Below are 23,499 nucleotides of genomic sequence, written 5' to 3' on the forward strand. Positions count from 1 at the left end.
AGGAAAGGCGACTGATAGCCGCACTCTTGCACCACAGGAAAACAGGGATTGTCAGGGATGAGCGAAACGATGTCCGTTAACTAAAACAGAGCCAGCCCGGCGTGCTGAGGGTGGCATTAACAACAACGAACAAATCGCGAGGAAATGATTATGGCAGACGCCAGAGATCCCATGCTGCCTGACGGGGACGTCGCACCTTATGATACTGATTATCAGGTGGGGCAGGACAATATCGTGGTAAATGTTGGCCCCTTCGGTCTGGATATTCACAACCGGGTATTTGTTCTCTCCGGGATGGTCATTATTGCCTTTATCGTTTTAACGCTCGTCTTTCAAAGTGATGTGGCACCGCTGTTTAAAGGAATGCTGAACTGGCTGACCACCCGACTCGACTGGTTCTTTATCAGTGCCGGAAATATTTTTGTTCTTCTCTGTCTCGGCCTGATTATTTCCCCCCTCGGTAAAGTGCGCCTCGGTGGCACGCTGGCCCGCCCTGACTACAACTACGTGACCTGGTTCTCCATGCTGTTTGCCGCCGGAATGGGCATTGGCCTGATGTTTTATGGCGTTTCCGAGCCTTTGTCGCACTTCTCCAGCTCAATGGGTGGCACCGTTGTGGAAAACGGTGTACGTACCGACTGGGCTCCCCTGAATGGCGCAGTTGGCGCGGCCGACAATGCGCAGCAGCTGGCGATGGCCGCCACGATTTTTCACTGGGCGCTGCATCCCTGGGCCATTTACGCCTTTCTGGCATTAGGTCTGGCGCTGTTCTCTTTCAATAAAGGTTTACCGCTGACGATCCGCTCGCTGTTTTATCCGCTGCTGGGCGACGCGGTGTGGGGCTGGCCGGGACACATCATTGATATCCTGGCTGTACTGGCGACGCTGTTTGGTCTGGCAACCTCGCTGGGGCTGGGCGCTTCCCAGGCGGCGTCCGGCCTGAATTTTCTGTTTGATGTGCCATTAGGACAAACTACGCAGATTGTCCTGGTGATCGTCATCACCGCGATTGCCACCTTTTCGGTGGTGGCCGGGCTGGATGTCGGCGTACGGCGGTTATCTGAAGCCAACATGATTCTGGCTGGGTTACTGCTGCTGTTTATCATTGTGGTCGGCCCTACCCTGATTTTGTTTAGCGGTTTTTTCTCAAACCTGGCTTCCTATCTTGCGTTTTTGCCCGCCCTGTCGAATCCGGTTGCCCGCCCTGACAGCAATTTTGCCGCAGGCTGGACCTCGTTTTACTGGGCATGGTGGATCTCATGGTCGCCCTTTGTCGGGATGTTCATTGCACGCATCTCGCGTGGTCGCACGGTGCGTGAATTCATGATCTCGGTACTGCTGGTGCCGTCACTGGCCTGCATGCTGTGGATGACGGTGCTGGGCGGCACCACCATTCATCAGTATTTCACCGAAGGCTATCAGAGCATTGCCGATGCTGTTCTGCCGCTGCAGTTGTTCACCATGCTGGATACGTTGCCGCTGGCAAAAATCACCTGCGTGGTGGCGATTATTCTGGTGGTGGTGTTTTTTGTGACGTCGGCGGATTCGGGCACGCTGGTCATCGATATTATTGCTTCCGGTGGCAAGATCGACTCTCCCACTTCACAACGCGTGTTCTGGTGCGTGTTTGAAGGGCTGGTTGCGATAACGTTGATCCTCGGCGGTGGGCTGGATGCACTACAGGCGATGGTGGTCTCGACCGGGCTGCCGTTCGCACTGGTCTTGCTGATCGCCTCAGTCGCGGTGGTGAAAGGACTGATGTCAGAACCGCGGCTGGCACGTTCTGCCCCTGCGGTGCGTAATCAATAAGTCAGCGTTGAGCGGACCGCGCAGGTCAGGCTGTCCGCTGTGGCAGAAAAGGAGGTCACCGTGCAGTCAGCCCATCAGGAAATTATCGACTTCATTCAGCGCTATCCGCCGTTTGACACCTTACCGCTCACGGCGCTGGCGCGCATCGCCGCGCACATTGAGGTCAGCTATTTCAAAGCCGGAACGCCTGTTCTCACCTTTGGCCAGCCTGTCGATGCCTGGTATGTGATTCGCAGCGGCGCGGTGGAAATCTACCGACGCAATGGCGATCTGTATAACCGACTGACGGCCGGGGGCTATTTTGGCGAATTTGGTTTGTTGCGCGAAAACAGCGTACGCTTTCCGGTGACCGCGCTGGAAGATACGCTGACTTACCTGATCCCGGCCCCGATTTTTAATGCGCTGTTTCGCAAATACGAGGAATTTGCCGATTTAGTGGAAGTGGAGGACCGCACCCGTCTCCGGCAAACCGTGGCGCGCACAGAAGAGGCTAACGGCCTGATGGCCTCCCGCATTGAGGCCCTGATTAGCCGACCGCCCGTTACCCTCGACAGCCGGGCCACGGTGCGCGACGCCGCGGTGAAAATGAGTAAAGAGGATGTCTCCTCGCTGTTGATCGTGACGCCGATGGCAGAAGTTAACCCCGCCGTCAGGCCGGCGCTGACCGGCATCGTGACGGATAAAGACCTGCGTGAGCGGGTCATCGCGGGTGGACTCGGGTTTGAGACACCGGTGAAGGCGATCATGACCGCACCGCTGAACCATGTGGAACATTATCAGCTGGTGTCTGAAGCGATGCTGACCATGATGCAGCACAATATTCATCATCTGCCGGTGATGAAAAACGGCTGTCCTGTCGGCGTGATTTCACAATCGGACATTATCCGCTACGAATCGCAAAACAGTCTGTTTATCGTCAGCCGCATTTTTCACTGCCAGCGCCCGGACGAACTGAGCGCCCTGAAAAACGAGGTACGTGCCTGTTTCAGCCGCATCGTACGTGAAGATGCCAACTCGCAGATGACTGGCCGCGCCATGGCGGTCATTGGTCGCAGTTTCACGCAGCGCCTGCTGGCGCTGGCCGAGGCGGAACTGGGGCCGCCGCCGGTCCCCTACTGCTTTATTACCCTGGGTTCGATGGCCCGCCAGGAGCAACTGCTCGTCACCGATCAGGATAATGCCCTGATCCTGGATAACCGTTATGACCCACTGCGCCATGCGCCCTATTTTATGGCGCTGACCCGGCGCGTGAGTGACGGGCTGGACGCCTGCGGCTATCGCTACTGCAAGGGAAATATCATGGCGACAAACAGCCGCTGGTGTCAGCCGCTCTCCGTCTGGGAACGCTATTTTGATGAGTGGATCGATTCGCCCTCACCGCAATCGCTGCTGGACAGCGCGATTTTCTTCGACCTGGACGCCGTCTGGGGCCAGGTGGAATGGGGAGAACAGCTTAACCAGCGTATCAGACACAAAGCGCGGCACAACGCCCGTTTTCTCGCCTGTCTGGCGCGCAATGCCTTGCTGCGAAAGCCGCCGCTGGGGTTCTTTAAAAACTTTGTGATGGAGCCCTCCGGCCAGCATACGCAATCCATTGATATGAAACGGCGCGGAACGGCCCCGCTGGCCGATCTGATTCGTGTGCATGCGCTGGCGGCGGGCGCAACGGCGCATAACTCCTTTGATCGGCTGCAGACGATTATGCAGGCCGACATTTTGCCCCACGGACGCGGTCAGGATCTGCGGGATGCGCTGGAGTTTATTTCGATGGTGCGCATCCGCCACCAGGCGCAGGATGTGGAGAACGGCCAGGAACCGGACAACCGGATTGAACCGCTTAATCTGTCTGACTTTGAGCGCAAGAATCTGAAGGATGCCTTTCAGATCCTCAGCAATGCGCAAAAATTTTTAAAATATCGCTATCAGCCAGGGCGGAGCGTTTAATGCTGCATATCAATAAAGCATTGCTGTCGCCCTGTGTCCGCGCCCGCCAGGACAGCGTGCTGCCGCAGGACTGGCCCGCCGTCCTCGCCAGACGGGCCAGGGAAACGCGCCATGCCGCGCTGAAAAACTACTACTTGTCTGGCATGCCGTCACCCGATACACCGTTGTCCGACGTTCCCTTACTGGCGATGGATTTTGAAACCACCGGCCTGAATCCTCAGCATGACGATATTGTCAGTATCGGTTTACTGCCGATGAGCCTGTCGCGCATCCGTATCCAGGGCAGCCAGCACTGGATACTGAATCCGCGTGCCGACCTGCGAACAGAGTCGGTGGTTATTCACGGCATCACACATTCCGCAATTGCCCGCGCCCCGGACCTGAATGCTGTGCTGCTCAGGCTGCTGGCAATGATGACGGGAAACGTGATGGTGGTCCATCACAAAGGGATCGAACAGCCTTTTCTGGATGCAGCATTTAAAAAGCGCATTGGCGAAGGCATTGTGTTCCCCTGTATCGATACGCTGGCGCTGGAGGCGCGCGTTATTGCGGCACAGCGGCAAAACGGCTGGCGACAGAAATGGTGGCGACCGCGCCCCCGACTGTCGTTGCGCCTGTCTGACTGTCGGGCCCGTTATCATCTGCCGCACTATCCGGCCCACAACGCGCTGACCGATGCGCTGGGCTGCGCCGAACTGTTGCAGGCGCAGATTGCGCATCATTTCTCAGCCAGCACGTTGCTTGGCGATCTTGGGTGACCCGTCGGGTCACGCTTTCTCTGACGTGTTGACACCGCAATGGGTGATAAGCACTTCCCCTGCGATGCTGCACAGTCCCTGGCCTGCTTCGCGCCGATGCCGCCCTCGCTATGCGGAGGAATGCTTATGTCGCAGTTTTATGCGCCGCCAGCGAGGCCATCAGAAGATAACCCGGGCGGGTGCCCGGTTGGTGACCTTTATGCCTCACACCGGCTCCTTGCGGGCGACCGTCCCCACGTGCTTTACCGCACCCTGTTGCCGCGAATGCGGATGTGAGGCGTCATCCTGCAAAGAAATACGTGAGGTTTCGGGCAAGCTCAGCCCGCCCGCCAGCGCCAGCACCGCGACCGCAACAAGATAAAAGGCCGGTGACAGCGTATTGCCTGTGTAGTCAATGAGCCAGGTTGCCACCAGCGGTGCGGTGCCGCCGAAAAGCGTATAGGCCAGATTGTAGGTAATGGCAGAGGCGGTATACCGTGCCCGCGTGGGGAAGACTTCGGAGAGTAACGCGGCCGTCACGACGCCCGAAAACACCGCCCCCGTCGCTAACAGCATATCCCCGAGGATGGCGGCCCAGAGCAGGCCCGAACTGGCCAGCCACCAGGCCGGTAAGACACTTACGATCACCCATCCGCCCGTGACAGCCACTGTCTTTCTTCTGCCTATCCCGTCACAAAGCGCTCCCGCTACCGGACAGAGCCCCGCCGCAAACAGCAGCGCGAGGAAGGAGACCAGCAAGGCCGAGGCCCGACTGAAGTGGCCCTGCAACTGGAGAAAGGTCGAGAAGTAGGTGGTAAACATATAAAACGTCAGCGCGGTTAAGGCGATAAAGGCCCCCAGCCGCAGGATGTTTCCTGTCTGCTGGCGTAACGTGTCAGCAAGTGCCGCATGTGTTCCCGCCTCTTCGCGACGTGCAGCCCGGAAAGCAGGCGTCTCTTCCATACGAATGCGCAGATAAATCCCCACCAGCCCCAGTGGGGCCGCAATCAGAAAAGGAATACGCCAGCCCCACGCGCGCATCTGATCCTGGCCCAGCGCGGCGTCTGACAGAAAAGTGATAACTGCCGCAGCCGCGAAAGCAGAAAACGTCGAGACCGTGATAAAGCTTCCGTACCAGGCGCGTTTACGTGGCGGTGAATGCTCCATCACATAGGCGCAGGCTCCGGCATATTCCCCTCCTGCCGAAAATCCCTGAATACAGCGGGCCAGCGTCAGCAGAATCGGGGCCATGATCCCCAGATGCCTGTCGGTCGGAAGCAAGCCAATCAGCGTGGTCGCGCCCGCCATCATGAGTACCGTCAACGATAAGATACGTTTACGCCCGTATTTATCCCCCAGCATACCGAATATCACCCCACCTAATGGCCGCAAGGCAAACGCCACGGCAAACACCAGGAAAGTCTGTAATAAGGCGGTCTGCGGAAGTGCCTGTGAAAAAAAGTTTTGGGCAATAATCGTGGCCAGGAAACCATAAACGGCAAAATCAAACCACTCGACAAAATTACCTATAGCGGCAGCGGCTGTTACCTTTCTGAGCGTAGCGGGCGACGCGGGCGTAACAATATTCATTGTCCTGTTCCTTCTACGTAATGATTAACACTCAGCGACCATTGCGGTTGATGATATATTGCGGTCGATATGCCAGAAATAACCGTCAGCGATACGGTAATCCTCTGGCGATAACGATCGCAGGGTATTCAGGCACGATATTCTGACGCGTTATTTCGTAACTGCCGGGTTATTGCAATCCTTAATTAAAACCTGACCGCCTGAAAAAAATGAAGTCAACACGCGTGAGCTAATTTATTTTTATCATAGCACTGTCTGACGTGAAATAACGGCATAGGAAAAGCCTATGTAATAATAAGCGACGTTGTCGCCGACAGATAATTACAGGTCGTTTTTATTAAAATCATTTTATTTATTTTCGACAGGATGTCCGGACAGGCTTTATTGCACAATGGCGATCTGTTTTTATTATTTCTGTCGATGTCGCCATTCTGCGTTTTTTCCCGTCCCGATGTCGTTGTCAGATCATTTAAGCACCACTGACTTGCTTACACTGCCTTTGCAGACCGGTAAGTACCTCACCCTACATGCATGATACCGCGCTGCCAGACAGACCTCTTAATCAGCCAGACAGGACATTACTATGGGAAACGCTTCCAATAAAGGTGTGGTATATCAGGGGCCCGGTAAGGTTGAAGTGATGGATATTGCCGATCCGAAATTCGTCAGCCCCGCGGGTAAAAAAATCGATCACGCGGTCATCATCAAAGTGCTGTCGACCAATATCTGTGGCTCCGATCAGCACATGGTACGTGGACGCACCACCGCACCGGCGGGCATGGTGCTGGGGCATGAAATTACCGGCGAAATCATTGAAAAAGGCACCGACGTTGAAATGCTTAACGTGGGAGATATTGTCTCTGTCCCCTTCAACGTGGCCTGCGGACGTTGTCGCTGCTGCCGGGAACTGGATACCGGCGTGTGCCTGACGGTTAATCCGGCACGCGCTGGCGGCGCATTCGGCTATGTCGATATGGGCGGCTGGGTTGGCGGACAGGCGAAATATGTCATGGTGCCGTATGCCGATTTTAACCTGTTGAAGTTCCCTGACCGGGATCAGGCGCTGGCAAAAATTCTGGATCTGACCATGCTGTCAGACATTCTGCCGACTGGCTTTCATGGTGCGGTCACGGCGGGCGTAGGCGTCGGTTCGATGACCTATGTCGCGGGCGCGGGCCCGGTTGGCCTGGCCGCGGCAGCCTCAGCGCAAATTCTGGGTTCAGCGGTCGTGATGGTGGGTGATTTCAATCAGGATCGCCTGGCGCATGCAGAAAAAATGGGCTTTGTGCCCGTCGACCTGAGCAAACACGATCGCCTGGGTGAAATGATCGCGGATATCATAGGTGTGCCGGAAGTCGACTCGGCGATTGATGCGGTCGGCTTTGAAGCGCGAGGCCATTCGGGTAAAGAGCAGCCGGCTACTGTCCTTAACAGCATGATGGCTGTCACCCGGGTGGCCGGTAAGATTGGTATTCCGGGACTGTATGTAACAGACGATCCGGGCGCTCAGGAGCAGGCAGCCCGTGAAGGATCCCTGAGCCTGAAGTTTGGCCTGGGCTGGTCAAAGGCGCAAACCCTGCACACCGGACAAACGCCAGTGCTGCGATATAACCGCCAGCTCATGAATGCAATTTTGCATGACCGGTTACCCATCGCGAAAATTGTGAACGCCAAAGTGCTGCCCCTTGAACAGGCGGCCGAGGGTTATGCCAGCTTTAATGCCGGCGTGGCCGCCAAATATGTCCTGGATCCACACGGTTTGCTGGCGTAGGCCTTGTCTGCCCCGATGCCGGGACAGGTCGCGGCATCGGCTTACTGTCTTCTTGCCGCCAGTGGCGCGGTTAACCCGTCGGGTTAATGTCATGGTTTAGCCGGGGCGAACCGCGAACACATGCAGCGATCGTCAGGCTGAATCTCAGGCTGGCATACTGCTCAGGGCGTTGCTGGCGGGCAAGTCGGCCGACACGTCAGTGATGACAATCTACGAATTCTGCCCGTTCGGAACACCAGAACGGGCAGTGTGATGTCCCTTACATTCAGCCGATTGCCGCCGTCCCTTTATAACACCTCAGACCAGCTCATAATCAGCTTTGCCTGCACAGGATCGGCCAGCAGGCTGGGATCGGGTTGCCAGCTGTCCCAGTCGCGGAACGCGCTGAAATCAAGCCCGGTGAGTGTTTCAAGTGAACGAATCGAAACGCGGTATTCATCCACCTGCGGGACCGCTTCCGGCTGCTGAAGCGGCAGTACGCGGCGCGGTTCGTCCAGCAACTTATCCTGACTGACCAGCAGTGCGGTGGCCTGCGGCGTGCCCTGCGGCCCGATGCGCAGTACCACTTTCCAGAACATCAGTGGCACCTGTAAGTTCCCGTATTGCCGGTGCTGATCGTTAAGTACCGGTCCGGTCAGCACGCTAATCTGCTGTTTGGTTTTTAACACACCATATTCAAGGATGTAGCGCTCAACACCTTGCCAGTACTGCACACTCTGGTTAAAGCGAAAATGCTGCGGTGAACAGTTGGTAAAGTGAAACGTGTCTTTATTGGCGCGCACTGCTTCGGCCGCAGTGCCCCAGGTCGGATCGCTACGGCGGGTGAGATGGCCCCGATCAAACCAGCGGCTGAATTCACTATAGAACGCCTGGCCGGTGATATAGCGACTGTCGATACGGCTGTCTTCATACCAGCGGTCGCCTTCAGGGAGCAGCGAAGGTTGTCCACTGCCGCGGTCAATATTGATGTAGCGCGCACCATCAATATTGGTGGCTGTGAAAAAGGCCAGCTTCCGCCCTGCGCTCATGATCAGCGAGAAGTGCTCATAATCCAGCGTGGCTTCTGCACCGCTGCGCCCATTACGCAGCGGTGCGACTTCACTGGCGCGTGGCGCGATAATGCCGGCGACATCAACATGCGTGCCCGACAGAAAGCCCGCCTGATAACCGTCGCGATTAGCGTAATTTTCATCGGGTGCAGCGGCACTGGGCAACACCTGTTCCGCTGCAGGCTCAGCCTTGAGCGCCTGCATCAGCGACGATTGCCAGGCTTCAGGTAACGTCGGCAGCGCGCCTTTAAGCCAGTCGGTAAGCGCGCTGATGCGGATGCCTTCATTGACCCATTTTCCGTTCTCTTCCACGCCGCCGTGATGAAGCGCCACCAGCTGCCAGCTGTCATTGAAAACGGGTGCGCCCGACGAGCCACCTTCGCTGTCGGCTTCGTAGTGCAAAAACTCTTCATGACGGGCTAACAGTGCATTATTGCGCAGCGAGACCTGCTGCGGCGCACCGCCGGGATGGTGGATAAGATTAAGGTGGATGCCCAACGCATGTTTATCGTTGCGGTCATTGAGCGCCAGCGGCAGCGGTTGCTCGCCACTGTCGTCAAGCGCGTCGCCTAACGCGATCAGCGTGCAGTCCAATGCTTCGGTCGGGCTGGTGAGCCAGAAGCGTTCCGCATCCACACTGAAAAGACGTCCCTGAATCATCTCACCCGCTTCCCCCTGGCGGTAGCCAAACTGAAGCGTAATACGGCCTTTTTCAGGCGGTTCAGGTAACAAATGGTGATTCGTGACAAACAGGTTGCCCCAAGTTAAAAACCCACTGCCTTTGGGTACGCCATCTTCCCTGACCAGTGCCACCGCCCTGGCGGCGCTCAGCCCCTGCTGCAAAAAAGAGACGGGCAGCAAATCATTCGTGCCGATGATGACCTGTTGTCTGGCGCGTTGCTGAAAGGCATAACGCTGTGCGCGTCGTGAATCAGGTTCCGCTGGCAGACCCTGACTCAGCGCCGTGCGCGTCTGTTGCCGCTGTCCGGCTGTCAACGCCAGCCTTGCGGCAATCTGTGCTTGCAGTTGCTCGTTCATTCACTTCTCCATGGTCGACGGTGCCCCTTTAACCATAGCTGTTTAAAACGGAGTACGCGGCAGGTGAGCACGTCAACGGGCATACTGCACTTTTGCACTGAGAGGCGAACGACATCACCAGGCTGTTGATTCAGCCTCGTGCTGAAGGGCTTTGCCCCTGGGGGATAAGCTGCGGGCAGTCAGAGAGGGAGTGAATAGCAGGCGCATAAAAACGGATGCGCGTCTGGCCGCTGTCAGGCGCGAACGCAAAGGTCACGTCCGGGCCTTCAGTCTTACTTTTTCTTATCCAGCATTGCCTTTAAATCCGCAAAGGGATTATAGGTGGCTTCGCCCACGTCTTTTTGCGCGTCCTCACCCGCCACAACCCGGGTGCCATACTGGTCAGCTTCCGTATACTTCGAGTGTTCGTGATCGTGGCAGTACAGGCACAGCAATTCCCAGTTACTGCCATCTTCCGGGTTATTGGTGTGGTCGTGATCAATATGATGAACCGTTAATTCACGCAGGTTGGAATAGACAAACTCGCGCGAACAGCGCCCACAAACCCATGGATAGATTTTCAGGGCTTTCTCACGGTAGCCACTTTCAAGCCGTGAGTAGTTTTTTGGAATCAACGCCATGACGATATTACCTGTGATAAAGAGTGTTTGAGACAAGCTACAGGGACGAATGCTGCATACTACGTCCGTGGATGGCGCAACGCCAGCCTTCTGCGGTGCGTTTGTGGCTGTGGTAAGGAAGACGTAGCACGCTATCGCTTACCGATATGCTGTGGAAACCTGTGGCGCGAATGCACTCGACGTGTATGAACAAAAGCAGGCTATGCACGTTTATCAAAAGCTGGGCTTTGCCATCCTGGGCCGCCTGGAACAGGATGGTCAGGCTAATCCGTTTACTTTGTTGCATAGGCATCAATGATGCGGGTCGCACTCACCTGTCCGGCATGGGTGCTGTGATAAAACCATTTTATGGATGAAGAAGATCGGGAATGCGCAAAGTTGCGCTTGAAACAACCAGAATGCTGAATCCTTCAGCAAACAGACTGTCCGGCGCGAAAACCGCTTTGACTCAGTAAGATCAGTCCATTACTATGCGCCCTGTAGCACGATTCCTCTGTAGTTCAGTCGGTAGAACGGCGGACTGTTAATCCGTATGTCACTGGTTCGAGTCCAGTCAGAGGAGCCAGATTAAAGAAACCAGATGTCTACTGACGTCTGGTTTTTTGCTTTCTGTCGATTGGTGCCCTCTTCCCGTTTGTCTACTCACTTCTGTTAATAATCACGCGAAGCTCCATGCCTTTGCGGGTAACGCTGATTCGATTTTCTTTTGCCAGCAATCAGTGGAAACCGCTATGGCATTTACGGAGACCTAAATAAAGGTGCAGGACGCCAGAAAAGAGGGTTAAGCTCCCTGAGTCTTTGGCCTCTGTCTGTGAATTCCCTATGGCGGTTCAAAATACGGGCAACTGAGTTTGCTTAACCCTGTTCGCTTTGAGCCCCGCTTTGGGTTAGTGAAAACCGGGCTGCATATATAGCCAGTGAGCATACCCTGTGGCAAACTTATGTTTTTTCAGGCACAGGGAATCTGCTCAATGTCCGAAAGCCAAGCTACCTGTCTGTTCACCGAAGGTCAGGTAACGCTTCCTGACCAGTATCAGGACCGCACGGTGAATGTTTTTACACTCTCCGGCGAGAATGCCCCCGCATTTAACATTTCACGCGATACCCTCAGTGCTGGCGAGGTACTGCAAGACTATATTGACCGCCAGTTAGCGCTCATGGATAAGCATCTTAAAGGATGGAAACTGTCTCTACGCGAAGCCACTGTACTGGGGGGGAATGTTGCAAAAGGTGAATGTATTCATGCCAGCTATCTTCGGGACAGCCAGCGCGTTTTTCAGCAGCAGGCTGTCTTTAATCTTACGGATAACCATATCCTGGTATTCACCATGACACGTGCGGAAAAAATCAGGGATACCGACAGCCAGTGCTTTCAGACACTCCTGGCCAGTTTTACGTCTAACACTAACAATTAAGGAACGTTGTTATGTTCGAAGCGGCGCGCGTGGGTGATGATATCGGCCATTCTCATGCGCTGGCAGGGATGATTGCCGGAACGATTGTTGGTGGACTGATTGCCGCAGCGGGAGGTATCGCCGCCGGGGCATTGATGATTGCCGGTATCGGTGCGTCATGTCTGGGTATTGGTGTGCTTCTGGTCGGGGCCAGTCTGGCGGTTGGGTATTTTACGGGCGAACTGGCAACGAAGGCCAGGGACAGCATTGCGGATGCCGGGGCCGCCAGCATGGAGAAGGAAGGCGTTATCGCCACCGGCTCTCATAACGTGTTCATTAATGGCAGACCTGCCGCCCTTGCCACCGACAGCATGGTGGAATGCGCCAAAGATGCTGGCTCACAGCAGATGGCCGAAGGCTCCTCACGCGTGTACATCAATGGCCTGCCTGCTGCCCGTCTCGGCGATCAGACCACCTGTGGTGGAAAGGTCATGACCGGTTCCTCAGATGTGATTATTGGTGGTGAGCCGGAACAGACACTGCCCATACAGTCAGAAGTCCCGGAATGGCTCTATAAAGCCTCTGACCTGACGCTGTTATTTGCCGGACTGCTCGGTGGAGCGGGCGGAGCGGCAGGTAAAGTCGGTGCGCTGGGAAGGCTGTTCAGTAAAATTCCGGGTATCAACAAACTGGCCCGCGTCGCCTGCCGCGCTGGCGTGCTGATGACCAGCGCCGCCGCCGTGGGCATTATCGCCCGCCCGGTTGATATCGTCAGTGGGCAGAAATTCCTCTCCGGTGATGACGAGCTGGACTTTGTATTACCCTCCCGTCTGCCGGTTGTCTGGCAGCGTTACTGGCGCAGTGGCAATCCCGGCGACAGCGTACTGGGCCGTGGCTGGTCACTTTTCTGGGAAACGCGACTGGAAAAATATCAGGACGGGCTGGTGTGGCGTGCACCGTCCGGCGATTACGTGTCATTTCCTCTCGTGCCGAAAGGGAAGCGTACCTTCTGCGAAACCGAAAAACGCTGGCTGGAACACCATCAGGATGATACCTGGTCAGTGTATGACATCGGCGGCGAACGCTGGTGTTACGCATCTCTGCAGGGTGATTCCCCTTCCCTGCCGCTGCGACTCACCGAACCTTGTGGTAACGATATTCTTTTTGACTGGAACGACGACCATACGCTGCATGCGCTCACCGACAGCGCCGGACAGCGCATGGTCTGCCGTTATCAGACCGTCAGCGGACAGGTTCGCCTGGCCGGAGCCTGGCTGGATGATGAGATTTGTCTGGTCAGCTACGATTACGATGCTAAGGCCCGGCTGATTAGCGTCACCGGACGCGGCGGTCAGGTACGCCGCCGCTTTGGCTGGTATGATGACGGAGACGGCACGGATTTACTGCGCAGCCATGAGGACAGCAACGGTCTGCTTAACGAGTATCTCTGGCAGAGTCTTGACGGACTGCCCCGCGTGCTGGCTTACCGCAACAGCGCGGGTGAGCAGCTTACTTTTGATTACGATTTTGAAAACGGCACCCGCCGCGCCATCCGCGAGGATGGCGCACAGGCACACTGGCTGGTTGACGACGATGATAATGTTGCACGTTTCACCGATTATGACGGTCGCCAGACCGGCTTCGTCTGTCGTGATGGGGAGTTGTGCGATGTTATCCTGCCTGACGGAGCCATGCGGCGCAGCCAGTGGGACCGTTACGGTCGCCTGACGTCAGAGACCGACCCGGCAGGCCGCACCACAGCGTATTACTGGTTCCGTAATACTGACCGAATCGCCCGCACGGTTTTCCCGGATTCAACAGCCACTCAGTCTGTGTATGACCTGAACGGTCGCCTGCTGTCGGAAACCGATGCACTGAATCACACCACCACGTATCACTACCCTGATGAAGAAGAAACGCTGCCTGACCGCATCACCGATGCCAGTGGTGGTGACGTGCTGCTGGTGTGGAACCACCAGGGACTGCTGACTCAACGCACCGACTGCTCCGGCAGCGTGACCCGCTTTACCTATGACCGCTTCGGTCAGCTTATCACCAGTGAGGACGCAGAAGGCAACCTCACACGCCGCGAATGGAACGATGCAGGCCAGCTTACCGCCTTAATTCGGGCCGATGGCAGTCATGAAACGTTACGATGGAACGAGCACGGGCAACTTGCGGCCTGGCGAGACCCGCTGGAAAGTGAGGTTCGCTGGGAGTATTCCGCGCTTGGACTGCCAGAAAGCGTTACCGACCGCACGGGACGAACCCGCCGCTGGCACTATGACCCGAGAGGCAATTTGCTGCGTCTGGAAAACGGCAACGGTGGCGAGTACCGTTTTACTTATGACCCGACAGGCCATCTACTGAGCGAAACCCGCCCGGACGACACCTGCCGGCAGATGCAATGGAACACGCGTGGACTGCTCACCACGCTTATGGAAAGCGGCAGACCAGACGACGATGGCGGCATCTCACGACGCGCTCAGCATTTCAGCTATGACAGCAGCGGCCTGCTGACCACACGCACTACCCGCGATGCTCAGTACCATTACCAGCGTAAAAACAGCGGGCAGCTTACCGGCCTGACCCGCAAGCCAACTGCCGATGGCATGGCGCTGGGAATTGAAGAAGATGAAATTCAGTTTACCTTCGACGCGGCAGGAAACCTGCTCGCTGAAAAGGGAGTCAACGGTGAACTGCATTCTGCGTATGACGTTCTGGGTAATCTTACTGCGCTGACTCTGCCCGGCGGCCAGCAGATAAGCTGGCTGCATTACGGTTCCGGCCACGTCAGCGCCATCCGGTTCGGTCAGGAAATCATCTCTGAATTTACACGCGACCGCCTTCACAGGGAGGTGGCCCGTACTCAGGGAACCCGTGAGCAGACCCGCCAGTATGACAGTCTGGGCAGACGTACCCGGCAGCGCAGTTTCACACCCGACCTGCCGGAACAGACAATCTTCGAACGCGCCTTCAACTACACTGGGCGGGGAGAACTGTCAGACGTCAGTGACACCCTGCGTGGCAACACAATTTACGGCTATGATGAGGAAGGCCGTTTTCTCAGGCACTACGAAGCCCGCCCGGACCACAGCAACAGGACGTTCCGCTACGACGCTGCGGATAACCTGCTGCCGGATAATGACCACCCTGCCCTGCCTCTGAGGGATAACCGCCTGATGCACTGGCAGAACCTGTTTATGAAATACGACTGGTGGGGAAACCTTGTCAGCCGTCGCAGCGGCCTGCATGAACAGCATTATGAATATGACGCGGAAAACCGACTGATACGGGCCGAGGGCAATGGACCAGAAGGCAATTTTACCGCGCACTACCATTATGATGCCCTGGGCCGCCGCACACGCAAAACGGTCACCACGCCACACGGCACCACAAAGACCCGCTTTCTGTGGCAGGGCTTGCGACTGTTGCAGGAGCAGCAACATAACGGTCAGTGTCAGACATATGTTTACGACCCGAACGAAACTTACAGCCCGCTGGCGCGTATTGACCATTTGCGTGACGAAACCAGCGGAGAGGTTCTCTGGTTCAGCACCGATCTGAACGGTGCACCGCTGGATATCACTGATGAACAGGGACAACTCCGGTGGAGCGGTCATTACGGGAGTTTTGGTGAGGTTGCACGACAGACGGAAGGCTTCCACAGACTCACGCAACAAACTGCCCTTGCTCATCAGCCACTGCGCTATGCCGGGCAGTACGCGGACAGTGAAACGGGTCTGCACTATAATCTTTTCAGGTATTACGATCCGCAGGTTGGACGCTTTACGGTCCAGGACCCGATAGGATTATTGGGAGGCTGGAATCTTTATCAGTATGCACCGAATCCGCTGGGTTGGATTGATCCGTGGGGACTGTCAAGATATCCTGGGGTCGATTTCTCAGGAAGTGATGCACTTTATCCTCATGGTGAAAATATTGTAAAAATACCAATGACAGGCAGTCGTTATGGCGACTTTAAGGCAGCAAACGAATTGGCAAATTACAAAAACTCAGTTGGGAATATCACAGGTAAATCACATCCAGATGGCTATACCTGGCACCATTTAAATGATTATGATCCCATAACGAATACTTCTACCATGCAACTTGTAGAGACAAGCGCTCATGAAGCCACTTTCCCTCACTCCGGCTCAGTGAGCCAATACGAACAGTATCATGGTGTTAAATATGAATCACTTGAAGCGAAGAAAACTGCAAAATCATTGAATTGTAAATAGTGAGGTACATTATGCAATCAGAAGACTTAAAATTTTATGAAGATGATGAAGGTATTGCTGTCGATTTGAAGTTGAAAGCATTCGGTCCGGATGAAGTACAATGTGTTAATCTTGAATCTGAATTATCAGATAAAAAGATGAAAGATGATATACTTTATTTAATTAATCACCAAAATGAGTTTTTACAAAAAATTCAAAAAGCAGTTCATGAGTATTGTATAAAAATTTACAATCAAGAACCGTCTGACCTTAAACTTATTAAACTGTACATTTTCCCAGATAAAGAAAATGAATATGGTTTTATGTTCTCAACAAAAATTGATAGTGAACATGGAATTGGTGTAAAAATGACAAATGGAAATATAGAAAAAATTGGCAGTAGTGAAACGGCATTTTTGTAAAACACCTCTATATTCATTAAAAAATAAACTACCGTAGTAAATTGAACTGTACCTTAATATAGACAATATATTAAGGTGCAGTTTTTACATTAACAACGGCTTTTGTTTAGGTTGAAATTTTTCGATTCGCATTCAATATAATATTTAACAAATGACAGACGATTACCATTGAATATGAAATCAGGATTAATGAAGTAGTAGTTCTGTATCATAGTTTCAGCAAAAAAATATTTTCCCACCAACTCTTTCATACCTTTAAAAAAATTTTTTCTGGATATTTTAACAATGCTTTTTCTACAATATTATACAACATTAAAATTGTGTCGGTGTTCTTATGCTCCTGCATTGCTCCGTATAGTATTTCAAAAACTTTCTCCCTTGCCGAAGATAACTCAGTGATCGCTGTGACATCATTAACATATAACGGTTTATAGACCGAAATATACGCCGGGTGCTAGTGTTTCGCCTTATAACAAAAATATTAACCCTTGAGGCGATTAATGAGAAAGCGTGTGCTGTATTTTGCTTTAACGATGATATTGACAGGATGTGTAGCCCGTTCTCATGAACCCGATCCACTACAAGTGCAGCTTGCCAGTTACGGTACGCTGCCAGACACTTATAAAACGGATGTCAAAAATACGTTTTATTATCATCTGAAAGATCCTTACAGCGCGCATTATCGTTTTTTTAAACCTTTTAAAGGATATACCTGGGTAATGAATGTGCCCGAAGATAAAGAAGAATTGATGTTTGGCTGGGTCATCCCCGGCGTGATTAATGCATAAAACAGTTTTGGCGCTTATGTCGGCGCGCGCAGATTCGTGGTGATTTATTCAAATGGTCAATACCACAATCTTTACTACACGAAAGGCACGAAAAAAATCGGGCGGGCACCTTAAAACAGCATTCAGTTTTCTGAACCATTAACACGCCATGGTCAATGGCGTGTTTTTCAAATCACAGCGATAAAGGCGCAGAGTTTCGCGGAATGAATGCCCATTGTGTTGCCTGATATTAGCTCTGCCCACGCCAGAAACTTCAAAACGCCTTTTATGGCATCCCGGCTTTTCCGTCATTTCCTGCTCTTTATAACTGTCGCGTCAACGCTACGTTTAATGCGGCTGAGTCCGGCTGCATCACACATGCTGCATAAGATTCAGCCAGTCATATCAGTGTGTATTTTTAACCGGATAAGCGGTTAGCGGTTTGATCTCTTTAAGCACAAACATACTTTGCATCTCTTTAATGCGCGGCAATCTGCGTACTACAGACATGGCGAACTCCGCATAAGTTTCGAGATCGCTCGCCACAACCTGTAGCAGGAAATCGGCATCACCACCGATACTGTAGCAGGCCACCACATCATCCAGCGCCGTGACCTGTTGCTCGAATTTTTTTGCCTCATCCTCGCTGTGGCAATCAATAACCACCCGAATAAACACCATGACCCCGGCGCCGATTTTTTTGCGGTCCAGTACAGCCCGGTACCCCTGAATGACGCCCTGCTCTTCCAGCCTGCGCACTTTACGCCAGCACGGTGAGGCAGACATACCAATCTTGTCAGCCAGTTCCTGATTAGTAATACGGGCATCGTCCTGTAAAACACGCAGGATTTTCATTTCTGTCTTATCAAGCAGCATACCGGTCAATTCCTTCCGCTACATTTCGTTTATGAGGTTAATTCTTGCAAAGAATACGATAAATGAATGTGATTGAGACAGCCTATTTCTGTCTCGCCAGGACATACTGTTTTCAGGTGCTGTACAAGGTGCAGATCAAAAGAAATGGCCGGACACGGCAGATTAAGGCGGCAGACGAGTCCGGGTTGTCCTCGTCATGCCGCTTTTCATGGCCAGCCTGTCTGGATTTTATCCCGACATAACATTTATGAAGGAAAGACGATGCCTGCGATAACAGAATTACTGCCTTATATACTGGCGCTGGGTCTGGCCGCGGCCATTCCCGGCCCGGGCATGACAGCGATCGTGGCCCGTACCCTTAACGGGGGCTCTCTGGCGGGTTTTGCTGCGCTTGCAGGCGTGATAATGGGCGATTTATTTTATTTGACGCTCGCCGTATTTGGCCTGGCCGTTGTCGCTCATACCTATACCGGACTGTTTACACTGATTAACTGGGCTGCGGCGCTCTATTTAGCTTTTCTGGCCTGGCAGTTCTGGTCTTATCAGCCGCATTCCATCACGCTGGACCAAAAAGTGACGCACAAGCAACTGACTTCTGCCTGGCTGTCAGGCCTGACCATCACACTGGGCAACCCGAAAACAATCGCGTTTTATCTGGCCATATTACCGCTTGTGATATCGCTGGAGAGCATATCCTTAACATTCTGGGCAGCCATACTGGTGCCCGTTACCGCAGCGGTGCTGCTGATGGTCGGAGCCATGTTTATTCTGGCGGCAGTAAGCGTTCGCGCATTACTGACCAGCCAACGTGCACAGCGCATCATGTTTAAATCGGTCGGCGTTATCATGCTGCTGGCCGCCATCGGTATGATCCTGAAAACGCTTTAATGCCGTGACCGAGGTGACACGGCTTCCCGTGCGACGTCAGAACAGACTGATTAATCTTCATTTGCTCTCGGTATAAGTAACAGCCCTGATCCGCTGTGGTAACATCTTGCCCTCACCTTCTCGTTACCGGGCACCCTGTTAAGCACTATGTCAGACACTACGAAACGCAAAAATGATCCTGAAGGACTTAAAAAGCGCATTCTTGCGAGCGCACTGACGACCTTTGCTGAGTTTGGTATGCAAGGCGCCCGTCTTGAGCAAATTGCTGAAAATGCCCAGACGACTAAACGAATGGTGGTTTACCATTTTGGCAATAAGGAACAACTCTATATCGATGCGCTGGAACAGGTTTACCAGCAGATCAGGGAGCATGAAACTGGCCTGAATCTGGCCTCGCTCGCCCCTGAGCAGGCCATCATAAAACTGGTTGAAGCCAGCTTCGATTACCATGTTTCCCACCCGGATTTTGTGCGTCTGATCTGTATGGAGAACCTGTCTCGCGGCCGCTACATCTCGCAGTCTGCCCGTCTGAGCCAGCTGAACCGCAGTGCGCTGGACTTACTGGATGATATTCTGAGCCGGGGACAGCAGCAGGGACTGTTCATCAAAGAGATCGAGACACTGGACGTGCATCGCCTGATCAGCAGTATTTGTGTGCATCAGGTCTCCAACCGATTCACCTTCAATACGCTGTTTAGTCGGGACAAAAATGAAGACGAGATCATCCGTCGTAATCGCCAGCTCGCCGTCACGGCAACGCTGCGCTACATCAGATGCTCACGCCACGCGTCCTGAGCGCTGAAAAGGATAGTCTATGCTTAAGTGGTAATAACAATATCACTTAAGTAAGGAAAGCAGCTTGAGCAGAGACGCCAGCCTTTATCCGCTTCGCCAGACGCAGCGTGAACCTCATGACAATACACTCTGGAACTGGGCGCAAAACGCGCCGATTGGTACACAACAGCAGGTAAAACGCCCTGCCAATGAGGCGGCTTTGCAGCAGTTACTGCGCGACACTCACAACACAGTGCGCGTTATTGGCAAAACCTACTCACCCGGCAGAATGCTGGCTGTGCATCCCGACGATCTGTTGCTGGATCTGAGCGCCTTTACCGGCCTGCTCCGCAGCGATGCTCACAGCGTTACGTTTGCAGGCGCCACACCGCTCGAACAGATCTACAGCACCCTGACAGACATGGACCGCATGCTGGCCTCTTCGCCGGGCGTGATCTCCGTGCAGACGCTGGCCGGTGCGATGGCAACCGGTACGCACGGCCAGGGTCTGCAGCAAAGCTCCATTGCGGATGAAGCCGAGCAGATCCGTCTGGTGCTGAGCGACGGATCCATACGGGAGCTGTCGCGCGGTGACGACGATTTTGCGGCGGCGCTGGTGTCGCTCGGCACCCTGGGCATCGTGACCGAAGTGACGTTGCGCACCCAACCGTTCCGCATCTTCACCTGCCACAAGAATGCGGTTTCGGCGGACAACCTGGAAAGCGATCTGCTGCGCTGGAATGAGGATTATGCACTCAGTAAGGCCTGGTGGTTTGTTGACGATAACATCATGCACGTCTGGAATGCACATCAGGCCAGCTACGATGAGATCCAGCGTTACGAGCAGTCGGGACGCGAAGTAGTAGAACATGCCGATGAAGGTGATGACAGCCTGAACGATACTATCGAACAGACGCTGGAGCACATGCATCGCGATACGCAGATTCACGGTAAAGGCGGCAAACAGTTCCGTACTGTGACTCGCTTTCGCGACTTTACCGATGTCACAGGCGACATCTACCAACTGTTCTGTCGCGGTATCGCCGTGCCGCAGATCAACGTTGAGATTGGCGTTCCGCTGGCGCGCACGCCGGCGATCATCAGCAAGATCAAACGCTGGTATGCCGAAAATCGTCCGCACATGCACTATCCGATTATCCTGCGCTGCACCGGTGCCTCATCCGCCTGGCTGAGCCCCGCCTTCGACCAGCCCACCTGCTTCTTTGGCTTTGTCGTTTATTACGCAGATGATGGATCGCTTTCTGAGGCCGGCCTGCACTTTTTAAGCGAGGTGGAGAAACTGCTGGCCGAAGAAGGTGGGCGTCCGCACTGGGGTAAATATTACGATGCCTCGCTCTACCACTGGCGGGATCTTTATCCGCACTGGGACCGCTTTCGCGCCCTGCGTGAACAACTTGATCCGCACCACCGCTTCAGCAACGACTATACCGCTGCACTGTTTAACTAATTTAAAAAAGGGATGTTATGTTTGCCTGGGTAACGTTACTGACACAACCGGATTATCTGGTGGGCGTGAAAGCGCTGCACCGATCACTGCAACAGACGAAAACACGCTGGCCACTGCTTGTGATGGCCACCAATGCTATCAGTGACAGCGAGTGTGAAGCCCTCAGGGATGAGGGCTGTATTATCCGCCGGGTTGATCCGCTTTATCCGGACAATGATTTGAATCAGCACTATGCTTCTGAACGCTTTGGCGAGGTCTGGACTAAGCTGCGCGCCTGGCAGTTGACCGAGTATCGGCGCGTGGTATTCCTGGATGCTGACATGCTCATCTTAAAGAATATGGATGAACTGTTTACACTGGACCTGGGTGACTTCGTGCTGGCCGCCTGCCACGCCTGCCGCTGTAATCCTAACCAGATTGAGTCCTATCCTGACAGTTGGGAGCCCGAGTTCTGCCACTATACCTGGCAGGAGCGCGAGCAGACGCCGCCGGCTCATGTGGATTATTACCTGAACGGTGGATTCCTGGTGCTGGAACCGGATGAGACTGTCTTTAACGATCTTGAAGCGCGTATTGCCGCCATTGATGACCTGCGCGCCTATGCCTTTTCAGAACAGGACTTGCTCAACGAAGCTTTTAAAGATAAATGGCTGCCCCTTTCCTATATTTATAACGCGCTAAAAACGCTTCGTTTTCAGCACGATACGTTGTGGGAATGTAAAGAGGTGAAGAACCTGCACTACATTCTGGCGAAGCCCTGGGAGCGGGATTTGTCACAGCCGGTGAGCCAGCGTGACCGTTATTACGCGATGGACAAGCTGTGGTGGGACAAAGCGTCTGACTGCTGATAACAACGTGCGCCTGCCTGTCCGCAGGCGCACAGGTTCCCGTCTGTGCATTAAAGTATGCTGTAACTACTATCAGACTTCCTGCCAGCACCGTTCTGTGGCGGACAGCGCAATCGCCTCCAGCACCTTTTGTACCTGCAAACCTTCGGCAAAATCCGGCCACATACGATCGCCTGCGGCGACGCCATTAATCAGATCGCGTATTTCCACGGTCTTTTGATCGTTAAAGCCGATACCGTGGCCTGCTGACACACAGAAACTGGCGTAATCCGGATGAGCAGGCCCGGTCAGAATCGTTTTGAAGCCCTGACGCCCTGCGGGTTCATCATGAAGATAGAGTTCAAGCTCTGCCATCCGTTCCTGCGTATAGCGCAGCGTGCCTTTAGTGCCCGTCACCACATAGGTCAGGCCCATCTTGGCTCCGCAGGCAATGCGCGAGGTTTCAATCACGCCGTGCGCCCCGTTCTGGAAACGCAGCAATGCGCTGGCCTGATCTTCGTTTTCAACCGGTAACTGACGACTGAGATCTTTCGGGTCAGGACGCGACCTGATGACCGTCATCATATCGCCGCTGACTTCCACAATATTGCCGACCAGATAATGCGCCATATTGACGATATGCGCAGCCAGATCGCCCAGGGTGCCCAGTCCGGCCAGTGCTTTTTGGCAGTGCCAGTCGAGCGGAGTGTCAGGTTTTGCCAGATAGTCCTCATTGTGCGTGCCATAAAAGTGCACCACTTCGCCGATTTCGCCTCGGGCAATAATCTCTTTCGCCAGCTGACTGGTGGGGTTTTTCATGTAATTGAAGCCCACCAGCGTTTTCACGCCGGCCTTTGCCGCGGCTTCCACCATTTCCCGGGCATCCGCCACGGTCAGGGAAAGCGGCTTTTCGGAATAGACATGTTTACCGTTAGCAATCGCAGCCAGCGCCATCTCTTTATGCAGAAAATTGGGCGCACAGATATCCACCACATCAATATTGGGATCGCACACCAGCTCACACCAGTCACCGGTTGAACGGGCAAACCCAAAGGTGGCGGCCTGCTTTGCCGCCAGTTCCGGATTCACCTCTGCCAGCATCTCACGGATAATCTCCCCTTTTAACGCAAACACCGCAGGGGCCTGGGCATAAGCAATCGCATGACAGCGGCCAATGTAGCCACTGCCGATCATGCCGATTCTGACTTTGTTCATTTGGACTCCGGGCGGACAGCGAAAGTTGAAATGAAATTTAAATTCCATTTATGAGCATTTCAAACTAAAAATGAAATAAATGTGACG

At 53.9% G+C, this 23,499-nt stretch carries 17 protein-coding genes, 1 tRNA gene and 1 pseudogene; 13 read left to right on the forward strand and 6 right to left on the reverse strand.

Features of this window, described 5'->3' with window-relative positions; translation table 11 throughout:
- Window positions 1–150: 150 nt before the first annotated feature.
- The 3 genes from C7434_RS08250 to C7434_RS08260 are packed head-to-tail and all read left to right on the forward strand — an operon-like array spanning window position 151 to window position 4,511.
- Window positions 151–1,809 (forward strand): BCCT family transporter, encoded by a 1,659-nt coding sequence (locus tag C7434_RS08250; protein ID WP_133745344.1) that lies wholly within the window; start codon window positions 151–153, stop codon window positions 1,807–1,809.
- A gap of 60 nt (window positions 1,810–1,869) precedes the next feature.
- A complete protein-coding gene (locus C7434_RS08255) occupies window positions 1,870–3,753 on the forward strand; it encodes a DUF294 nucleotidyltransferase-like domain-containing protein (protein WP_033740948.1) in 1,884 nt (627 codons plus the stop codon).
- Window positions 3,753–4,511, forward strand: a complete 759-nt coding sequence (locus C7434_RS08260) for a 3'-5' exonuclease (protein WP_133745345.1) — start codon at window positions 3,753–3,755, stop codon at window positions 4,509–4,511. The genes C7434_RS08255 and C7434_RS08260 overlap by 1 nt, the downstream gene beginning before the upstream one ends.
- Window positions 4,512–4,715: 204 nt before the next feature.
- On the opposite strand, the gene C7434_RS08265 is transcribed toward C7434_RS08260, so the two are convergent.
- Window positions 4,716–6,080, reverse strand: a complete 1,365-nt coding sequence (locus C7434_RS08265; RefSeq protein ID WP_133745346.1) for an MFS transporter — start codon at window positions 6,078–6,080, stop codon at window positions 4,716–4,718.
- Between the two features lie 583 nt (window positions 6,081–6,663).
- On the opposite strand from C7434_RS08265, the gene fdhA reads away from it, so the two are divergent.
- A complete protein-coding gene (gene fdhA / locus C7434_RS08270) occupies window positions 6,664–7,851 on the forward strand; it encodes a formaldehyde dehydrogenase, glutathione-independent (protein ID WP_133745347.1) in 1,188 nt (395 codons plus the stop codon).
- Between the two features lie 287 nt (window positions 7,852–8,138).
- On the opposite strand, the gene C7434_RS08275 is transcribed toward fdhA, so the two are convergent.
- On the reverse strand, window positions 8,139–9,938 hold the full coding sequence (locus C7434_RS08275; RefSeq protein ID WP_133745348.1) for a DNA/RNA non-specific endonuclease: 1,800 nt from the start codon (window positions 9,936–9,938) through the stop codon (window positions 8,139–8,141).
- 272 nt (window positions 9,939–10,210) lie between these two features.
- A complete protein-coding gene (gene yajD, locus C7434_RS08280) occupies window positions 10,211–10,558 on the reverse strand; it encodes an HNH nuclease YajD (RefSeq protein ID WP_033740398.1) in 348 nt (115 codons plus the stop codon).
- A 489-nt stretch (window positions 10,559–11,047) separates the two neighbouring features.
- On the opposite strand from yajD, the gene C7434_RS08285 reads away from it, so the two are divergent.
- The 4 genes from C7434_RS08285 to C7434_RS08300 all read left to right on the forward strand — a co-directional run bounded on the left by C7434_RS08285 (window position 11,048) and on the right by C7434_RS08300 (window position 16,597).
- Window positions 11,048–11,123 (forward strand) — tRNA-Asn (locus C7434_RS08285).
- Between the two features lie 406 nt (window positions 11,124–11,529).
- Window positions 11,530–11,973 (forward strand): DUF1795 domain-containing protein, encoded by a 444-nt coding sequence (locus tag C7434_RS08290; protein WP_033740949.1) that lies wholly within the window; start codon window positions 11,530–11,532, stop codon window positions 11,971–11,973.
- An 11-nt stretch (window positions 11,974–11,984) separates the two neighbouring features.
- On the forward strand, window positions 11,985–16,196 hold the full coding sequence (locus tag C7434_RS08295) for an RHS repeat-associated core domain-containing protein (protein ID WP_033740400.1): 4,212 nt from the start codon (window positions 11,985–11,987) through the stop codon (window positions 16,194–16,196).
- An 11-nt stretch (window positions 16,197–16,207) separates the two neighbouring features.
- Window positions 16,208–16,597, forward strand: a complete 390-nt coding sequence (locus C7434_RS08300; RefSeq protein ID WP_033740401.1) for a hypothetical protein — start codon at window positions 16,208–16,210, stop codon at window positions 16,595–16,597.
- Between the two features lie 89 nt (window positions 16,598–16,686).
- Here the strand turns inward: C7434_RS08300 and C7434_RS22180 are convergent.
- Window positions 16,687–17,021: pseudogene (locus C7434_RS22180) on the reverse strand (replication protein); the annotation flags it as partial.
- Window positions 17,022–17,097: 76 nt separating this feature from the next.
- Here C7434_RS22180 and C7434_RS08310 point away from each other — a divergent pair.
- Complete coding sequence (locus C7434_RS08310) at window positions 17,098–17,385, forward strand: hypothetical protein (protein WP_226374536.1); 288 nt, start codon at window positions 17,098–17,100, stop codon at window positions 17,383–17,385.
- Window positions 17,386–17,769: 384 nt separating this feature from the next.
- Here C7434_RS08310 and C7434_RS08315 read toward each other — a convergent pair whose 3' ends face one another.
- Window positions 17,770–18,240: an Lrp/AsnC family transcriptional regulator gene (locus C7434_RS08315; protein ID WP_006120213.1), complete on the reverse strand. Its 471-nt coding sequence runs from the start codon at window positions 18,238–18,240 to the stop codon at window positions 17,770–17,772.
- Between the two features lie 261 nt (window positions 18,241–18,501).
- On the opposite strand from C7434_RS08315, the gene C7434_RS08320 reads away from it, so the two are divergent.
- The 4 genes from C7434_RS08320 (at window position 18,502) to C7434_RS08335 (ending at window position 22,218) form a co-directional block, all read left to right on the forward strand.
- On the forward strand, window positions 18,502–19,128 hold the full coding sequence (locus tag C7434_RS08320) for a LysE family translocator (protein ID WP_033740402.1): 627 nt from the start codon (window positions 18,502–18,504) through the stop codon (window positions 19,126–19,128).
- Window positions 19,129–19,275: 147 nt separating this feature from the next.
- The gene (locus C7434_RS08325; RefSeq protein ID WP_006119781.1) at window positions 19,276–19,923 is read left to right on the forward strand and encodes a TetR family transcriptional regulator; all 648 of its coding nucleotides are present in this window, start codon (window positions 19,276–19,278) and stop codon (window positions 19,921–19,923) included.
- Between the two features lie 64 nt (window positions 19,924–19,987).
- Window positions 19,988–21,370: a D-arabinono-1,4-lactone oxidase gene (locus C7434_RS08330; protein ID WP_033740403.1), complete on the forward strand. Its 1,383-nt coding sequence runs from the start codon at window positions 19,988–19,990 to the stop codon at window positions 21,368–21,370.
- A gap of 17 nt (window positions 21,371–21,387) precedes the next feature.
- Window positions 21,388–22,218 carry a glycosyltransferase family 8 protein gene (locus C7434_RS08335; RefSeq protein ID WP_033740405.1) on the forward strand — a complete coding sequence of 277 codons (831 nt, stop codon included), beginning with the start codon at window positions 21,388–21,390 and terminating at the stop codon, window positions 22,216–22,218.
- Window positions 22,219–22,290: 72 nt separating this feature from the next.
- Here C7434_RS08335 and C7434_RS08340 read toward each other — a convergent pair whose 3' ends face one another.
- Complete coding sequence (locus tag C7434_RS08340; RefSeq protein ID WP_133745349.1) at window positions 22,291–23,412, reverse strand: Gfo/Idh/MocA family oxidoreductase; 1,122 nt, start codon at window positions 23,410–23,412, stop codon at window positions 22,291–22,293.
- Between the last annotated feature and the right edge of the window lie 87 nt (window positions 23,413–23,499).

The sequence above is a fragment of the Pantoea sp. PNA 14-12 genome (genome assembly GCF_004364735.1).
Classification (GTDB): Bacteria; Pseudomonadota; Gammaproteobacteria; order Enterobacterales; family Enterobacteriaceae; genus Pantoea; species Pantoea stewartii.